The sequence below is a fragment of the Orrella dioscoreae genome, assembly GCF_900089455.2.
GTDB lineage: Bacteria > Pseudomonadota > Gammaproteobacteria > Burkholderiales > Burkholderiaceae_B > Orrella > Orrella dioscoreae.
Window position 1 is genome coordinate 4,841,845 of sequence record NZ_LT907988.1, and the last position, 6,257, is coordinate 4,848,101.

Sequence of the window (6,257 nt, forward strand, 5' to 3'; positions counted from 1 at the left end):
GTACAGTCTGGGCCCATGTCCACCGCCCCTCGCCTTGCCCTGGCCACCTACCTGGCCGACCCCGACCTCTCCGCCGACGACGCGCGCCTGATTCCCGCGCTGTCAGCGCAAGGCATCGCTGCCCTGGCCGTCCCGTGGAACCAGCCGGGTTTCGACTGGCGCACGGTGGACGGCGTGCTGCTGCGCTCCACCTGGGATTACGTCGAACATTACGAGGCCTTCCTGGCATGGCTGGCGGCGTTGCCCGTGCCGGTGTTCAACGCACCCGAGACGGTGCGCTGGAACAGCGACAAGCGGTATCTGCCGCAGCTGGCCGCCACGGATGCGGACGTCGTTGCCACCGAGATCGCCTGCGCGCAGGAACTGCCGGCGCGCCTGGCCACGCGGCGGGGTGAGCCCGTGGTGGTGAAGCCCGCCATCAGCGCCAGCGCCCGCGACACCTTGCGCGGCACGGCAGGCGACGCTGCCTTCACCGCGCAGTTGCTGGGGCTGCCGCCGGCGCGCCACTACCTCATCCAGCCCTTCGTGCCGGAGATCGAAACCCACGGGGAATGGTCGCTGGTCTTCATCGATGGCGAATACAGCCACGCCGTCCTGAAACGCCCGGCCCGCGGCGACTTCCGCGTGCAGCCCGCGCATGGAGGAACCGTGCAGGCGGCCGAGCCATCCAACACGCTGCGCGCCGCCGCCCGCGCCGTCCTGGACGGCCTGAGCGCGCTGGGACACCCCATGCCGCTGTATGCACGGGTCGACGGCATCGAGATCGGAGGGCGGTTCACCCTGATGGAACTGGAACTCATCGAGCCCGCGCTGCATTGGCATGCCGACGAACAGGCCCCCGGGCGGCTGGCCCGGGCCGCGGCGGCCCGCCTGTCGTCCGCCCGCTGATCCCATCCCCTGACTCACTGCACCAGGCGCCCAGCACGATGGCCATCAACGCCTACGGCGCCCACGTGAGCGGCTTCAAGGCGGGCAGCCTGGTCGGCATCGGCGGCATCGTCGCCGCAGGACAAAAGGGCTGCATCACTGCAGCCCTTTTTCATTTGGCGTGGCGCGGCCCGTGAGGGCCGCCTGGGTTTACACGTCCAGGTTGCTCGCCGACAGCGCGTGCTCTTCGATGAACGCGCGGCGCGGCTCCACCGGGTCGCCCATCAGCGTCGTGAAGATCGCGTCGGCCGCGATGGCGTCCTCGATCTGCACGCGCAGCAGGCGGCGCACCTTGGGGTCCATGGTGGTTTCCCAGAGCTGGTCGGGGTTCATTTCGCCCAGGCCCTTGTAGCGCTGCTTGCTGACGCCGCGCTCGGCCTCGCTGCGCAGCCATTGCATGGCTTCGCGGAAATCGGCGATGGGCTGCTCGCGGCGCTTCTCGCCTTCGCCGCGCGCCACCATGGCGCCCGCGCTCAGGCGGTCCTTGAAGATCTCGGCGACCTTGGCCAGCACGGCGTAGTCGGCGCCGCGCACGAAGTCGGCGTCGATGACGCTGACGCGCACATTGCCGTGGTGCTTGCGGTTGACCAGCAGGCGGTGCTTCTCGGACTCGGCGACGTACTGCGCCACCACTTCCACCTGGTTGGGCAGCAGCTCGGCCGCTTCCAGCGCGGCCTGCAGGCGCTGGGCCGAGGCTTGCGCCTGGGCTTCGTCGTCCAGCTCGATGGACACGCCTTCGGCGATGGCCGACAGCGCCGATTCGTCGAAGACGCGCGACAGGCGGGCGATGACGGCATCGGCCAGCACGTATTGGCGGGCCAGCTCGGCCAGCGACTCGCCGCGCAGGGGCTCGGCGCCCGGCGCCGGAATGACCTCGGCATCCTTCAGCGCCAGTTGCATCATGAACTGGGCTTCTTCCTGCTCGTCCTTCAGGTAGCGCTCTTCACGGCCAGCCTTCACCTTGTAGAGCGGCGGCTGGGCGATGTAGACATAGCCGCGCGCCACCAGCTCGGGCATCTGGCGATACAGCAGCGTGAGCAGCAGCGTGCGGATGTGCGCGCCGTCCACGTCCGCGTCGGTCATGATGATGATGCGGTGGTAGCGCAGCTTCTCGACGTTGAAGTCGGGGCCGATGCTGGTGCCCAGCGCGGTGATCAGCGTGGCGATCTGCTCGCTGGCGATCAGGCGGTCGAAACGCGCCTTCTCCACGTTCAGCACCTTGCCGCGCAGCGGCAGGATGGCCTGGAACTTGCGGTCGCGGCCCTGCTTGGCGGAACCGCCCGCGGAGTCACCCTCGACGATGTAGATCTCGCACAGGGCGGGGTCCTTTTCCTGGCAGTCGGCCAGCTTGCCGGGCAGGCCGGCGCCTTCCAGCACGCTCTTGCGGCGGGTCATTTCGCGCGCCTTGCGCGCGGCCTCGCGGGCCCGGGCGGCTTCCACGACCTTGGCGCACAGCGCCTTGGCATCGTTCGGGTGCTCCAGCAGCCAGGTTTCCAGCGTGCGCGACACGGCCTCTTCCACCGCGGGGCGCACTTCGCTGGACACCAGCTTGTCCTTGGTCTGGCTGCTGAACTTGGGCTCGGGCACCTTGACCGACAGCACGCAGGTCAGGCCTTCGCGCAAGTCATCGCCGGTGGTCTCGACCTTGGCCTTCTTGGCCAGTTCGTTGTCGGCGATGTACTTGTTGATGATGCGGGTCATCGCCGCGCGCAGGCCGGTCAGGTGCGAGCCGCCGTCGCGCTGCGGGATGTTGTTGGTGAAGCACAGCACGCTTTCGTTGTAGCCGTCGTTCCACTGCATGGCCACGTCCACGCCGACGTTGGTGCCGCCGGCCGACGATTCGGTGCTGACCGAGAACACATTGCCATGCAACGTGGTCTTGTTGCGGTTGATGTATTCCACGAAGCCGCGCACGCCGCCCGAGAACGCGAAGTTCTCTTCCTTGCCGTTGCGCTGGTCGATCAGGCGGATCTTCACGCCGTTGTTCAGGAACGAGAGCTCGCGCAGGCGCTTGGAGAGGATCTCGTAGTGGAACTCGATGTTGTTGAAGATTTCCGGATCGGCCAGGAAGTGGACTTCCGTGCCGCGGCCCTCGGTGGGGCCCACGACCGCGAGCGGCGCCACGCGCTCGCCGCGGCGGAACTCCATCTTGTGCGTTTCGCCATTGCGGCGGATGGTCAGGCGCAGCCAGGTCGACAGCGCGTTCACGCAGGACACGCCCACGCCGTGCAGGCCGCCCGAGACCTTGTAGGAGTTCTGGTCGAACTTGCCGCCGGCGTGCAGTTCGGTCATGACGATTTCCGCGGCGCTGCGCTGGAATTCGTCATCCTTGTGGACGTCGGTGGGAATGCCCCGGCCGTTGTCCGACACCGAAATGGAGTTGTCGGTGTGGATGGTCACCACGATGTCGTCGCAATAACCCGCCAGCGCTTCGTCGATGGCGTTGTCCACCACTTCGAAGACCATGTGGTGCAGGCCGGTCCCGTCGGAGGTGTCGCCGATGTACATGCCCGGGCGCTTGCGCACCGCCTCCAGGCCTTTGAGCATCTTGATTGAGTCGGCGCCATATTCGGCGGGATCGCGGGAAGTCGTATCGGACATATTTACTCTTTATCGGGTGGACGGCAGGGGCCAGGGTCGGGGGATCAGATCCGCATCGGCATGACGACGTACTTGAACTGCTCGTCGCCAGGCAGCGTGATCAGCGCCGACGCGTTGGCGTCGGGCATGACCGACCAGGTCACTTCCTCGGTCTTGATGTTGGACAGCACGTCGAGCAGGTAGCTGACGTTGAAGCCCACATCCAGGGCTTCGTGGCCGTAGTCGATATCGATCTCTTCCTGCGCCTCTTCCTGCTCGGCGTTGGAGGACGAGATCTTCATCTGGTGTTGCGCCAGTTGCAGGCGCACGCCCTTGAACTTGTCGGTGGTCAGGATCGCGGCGCGCTGCAGGCTGCCCAGGAGCGCTTCGCGGTTGACGTTGAAGTGGCGCGTGTAGGTGGTGGGAATGACGCGCGTGAAGTCGGGGAACTTGCCCTCGACCAGCTTCGACACCAGTTCCACCGCGCCGAAGCGGAAGCGGATCTGGCCGGCGGCCACGTCGATTTCCAGCGGCTCGTCGCTGTCTTCCAGCAGGCGCTGCATTTCCAGCACGGTCTTGCGCGGCACGATGACCTCGTGGCGCTGCGCGACGCCTTCGACGGCGGTGGCGCAATGCGCCAGGCGGTGGCCGTCGGTGGCCACGGCGCGCACCTGGCCCGGCTCGAACACCAGCAGCATGCCGTTCAGGTAATAGCGGATGTCCTGCTGGGCCATGGCGAAGTGGGCCATGTTGAGCAGGTGGCGGAAGGACTTCTGCGTGAGCGACAGCGAGACATCCCAGTGCTCGGGCTGAGCGACGGTGGGGAACTCGGTGGCGGCCAGCGTCTGCAGCGCGAAGCGGCTCTTGCCGGTCTGCACGCTGAGCTTGCCGCTGGCGAGGCCCAGGCGCACGTCGCCGGAACCCGGCAGCGCGCGCAGGATGTCGACCAGCTTGCGCGCCGCGACGGTGGTGGATTCATTGTCATGGCCCACGCCGAAATCGGCGTGCGTCGTGATCTGCACTTCCAGGTCGGTCGCGATGAACGAGACCCGGTTCGCTTCCTTGCGTAGCAGGATGTTGGCCAGGATGGGCAGGGTGTGCCTGCGCTCGACGATACCTGCCACGGTCGACAGAGGCTTGAGCAAGGCTTCTCGTGTGGTTTGTACCAGTTGCATGGTCATCCTTTTAGAGTTTGTTCCAGCACGTGCAAGGTGTGGTTGAGTTCTGCCTGTTTGGCGCGCGCTTCCGAGATCTTTCGCACGGCGTGCAGCACCGTGGTGTGATCGCGGCCGCCGAAGAGATCCCCGATCTCGGGCAGGCTTTTCTGCGTCAGCTCCTTGGCCAGGTACATCGCTACCTGGCGGGGCATGGCAATGTTGGCGGGCCGGCGTTTCGAATACATGTCGGCCACCTTGATCTTGTAGAAGTCCGCGACGGTCTTCTGGATGTTCTCGACGGTGATCTGGCCGTTCGAGAGCGACAGCAGGTCTTTCAGCGCGTCCTTGCAGACGTCGACGGTCAGGACGTCGCGGCCGTGGAAGCGCGCGAAGGCCAGCACCTTGCGCAGGGCGCCTTCGAGTTCGCGCACGTTGCTGCGCAGGTGCTTGGCGATGAAGAACGCGACTTCCTCGGGCATGTTCACGCCCTCGGACTCGGCCTTGCGCAGCAGGATGGCCACGCGCATTTCCAGCTCGGGCGGCTCGATGGCCACGGTCAGGCCCGAGTCGAAACGCGAGATCAGGCGGCTGTCGATGCCGGCCAGCTCCTTGGGATAGGTATCGCTGGTGATGATGATCTGCTTGCGCTGGGCCACCATGGCCTCGAAGGCGTAGAAGAACTCTTCCTGCGTGCGGCTCTTGCCCGAGAAGAACTGGATGTCGTCGATGAGCAGCAGGTCTAGCGAGTGGTAATAACGCTTGAAGTCGTCGAAGGCCTTGCGCTGGTAGGCCTTCACGACGTCGGACACGTACTGGTCGGCGTGGACGTATCGCACGCGCACGCCGGTGCCGGCGGCGACCATGGCGTTGCCGATGGAGTGGATCAGGTGGGTCTTGCCCAGCCCCACGCCGCCGTACAGGAACAGCGGGTTGTACGAGATGCCGGGGTTCTCGGCGACCTGCAGCGCGGCCGCGCGCGCGAGCTGGTTGGCCTTGCCGGTGACGAAGTTCTCGAACGTGAGATCGGTGTTCAGGCGCGAGCGGTCATAGGTTTGATCGGCGACCGGCGGCGGCGGCGCGGCGGGCGCGGCGGCTGGCACGCCCAGCCCGGGCAGCATGCCGCTGGCGGCGGGGCCGGCCGGGCCGGCGCCCGGCATGGCCGGGGCGGCGGGACGGGCAGCGGGCGCGGCGGCGCCACGGGGCGCGGACGAAGGCGGCAGTTCAAAGCAGACCTGCACTGGACGCTGGAACCATTCGGCGGCCAGCGCCTCGATCTGGTGGGAGAAATTCTTGCGTACCCAGTCGAGCTTGAAGCGGTTGGGCGCGGACACGCGCAACACCGCCTGCGTTTCGTCGAACGCAAGCGGAACGAGCGGACGAATCCACGCGCTGATCTGTTGAGGGGGGAGGTCCTGCTCCAGGCGACGGACGCAGGTCTGCCAGAAATCGTTCATGTAACTCGCTTTCCAAACCTCGATTCTACCCTGCCTCCCCCCCGGTTATCCACAGGCTGGCCGTCCGCCGGATGCCACGCAGGGCGCTAAATGTTTGACGAAGCTGGCAAAATTTGATGAAATGGTGGGCTTTTCCGAA

At 66.4% G+C, this 6,257-nt stretch carries 5 protein-coding genes; 2 read left to right on the plus strand and 3 right to left on the minus strand.

Annotation, left to right across the window (positions count from 1 at the left end; all coding sequences use genetic code 11):
- Nucleotides 1-15: 15 nt before the first annotated feature.
- Both ODI_RS22145 and ODI_RS22400 read left to right on the plus strand, forming a co-directional pair.
- Nucleotides 16-888, plus strand: coding sequence for an ATP-grasp domain-containing protein (locus tag ODI_RS22145; RefSeq protein ID WP_067758009.1), 873 nt, complete (start codon nt 16-18; stop codon nt 886-888).
- Between the two features lie 38 nt (nt 889-926).
- A complete protein-coding gene (locus tag ODI_RS22400) occupies nt 927-1,064 on the plus strand; it encodes a hypothetical protein (protein ID WP_157929806.1) in 138 nt (45 codons plus the stop codon).
- A gap of 13 nt (nt 1,065-1,077) precedes the next feature.
- On the opposite strand, the gene gyrB is transcribed toward ODI_RS22400, so the two are convergent.
- From gyrB to dnaA, 3 genes are read right to left on the minus strand one after another with little or no spacing between them, the layout of a single operon-like run.
- Nucleotides 1,078-3,528 carry a DNA topoisomerase (ATP-hydrolyzing) subunit B gene (gene gyrB, locus ODI_RS22150; RefSeq protein WP_067758012.1) on the minus strand — a complete coding sequence of 817 codons (2,451 nt, stop codon included), beginning with the start codon at nt 3,526-3,528 and terminating at the stop codon, nt 1,078-1,080.
- 44 nt (nt 3,529-3,572) lie between these two features.
- Nucleotides 3,573-4,682, minus strand: a complete 1,110-nt coding sequence (gene dnaN, locus ODI_RS22155; RefSeq protein ID WP_067758399.1) for a DNA polymerase III subunit beta — start codon at nt 4,680-4,682, stop codon at nt 3,573-3,575.
- A 2-nt stretch (nt 4,683-4,684) separates the two neighbouring features.
- Nucleotides 4,685-6,118 carry a chromosomal replication initiator protein DnaA gene (gene dnaA, locus ODI_RS22160; protein WP_067758015.1) on the minus strand — a complete coding sequence of 478 codons (1,434 nt, stop codon included), beginning with the start codon at nt 6,116-6,118 and terminating at the stop codon, nt 4,685-4,687.
- Between the last annotated feature and the right edge of the window lie 139 nt (nt 6,119-6,257).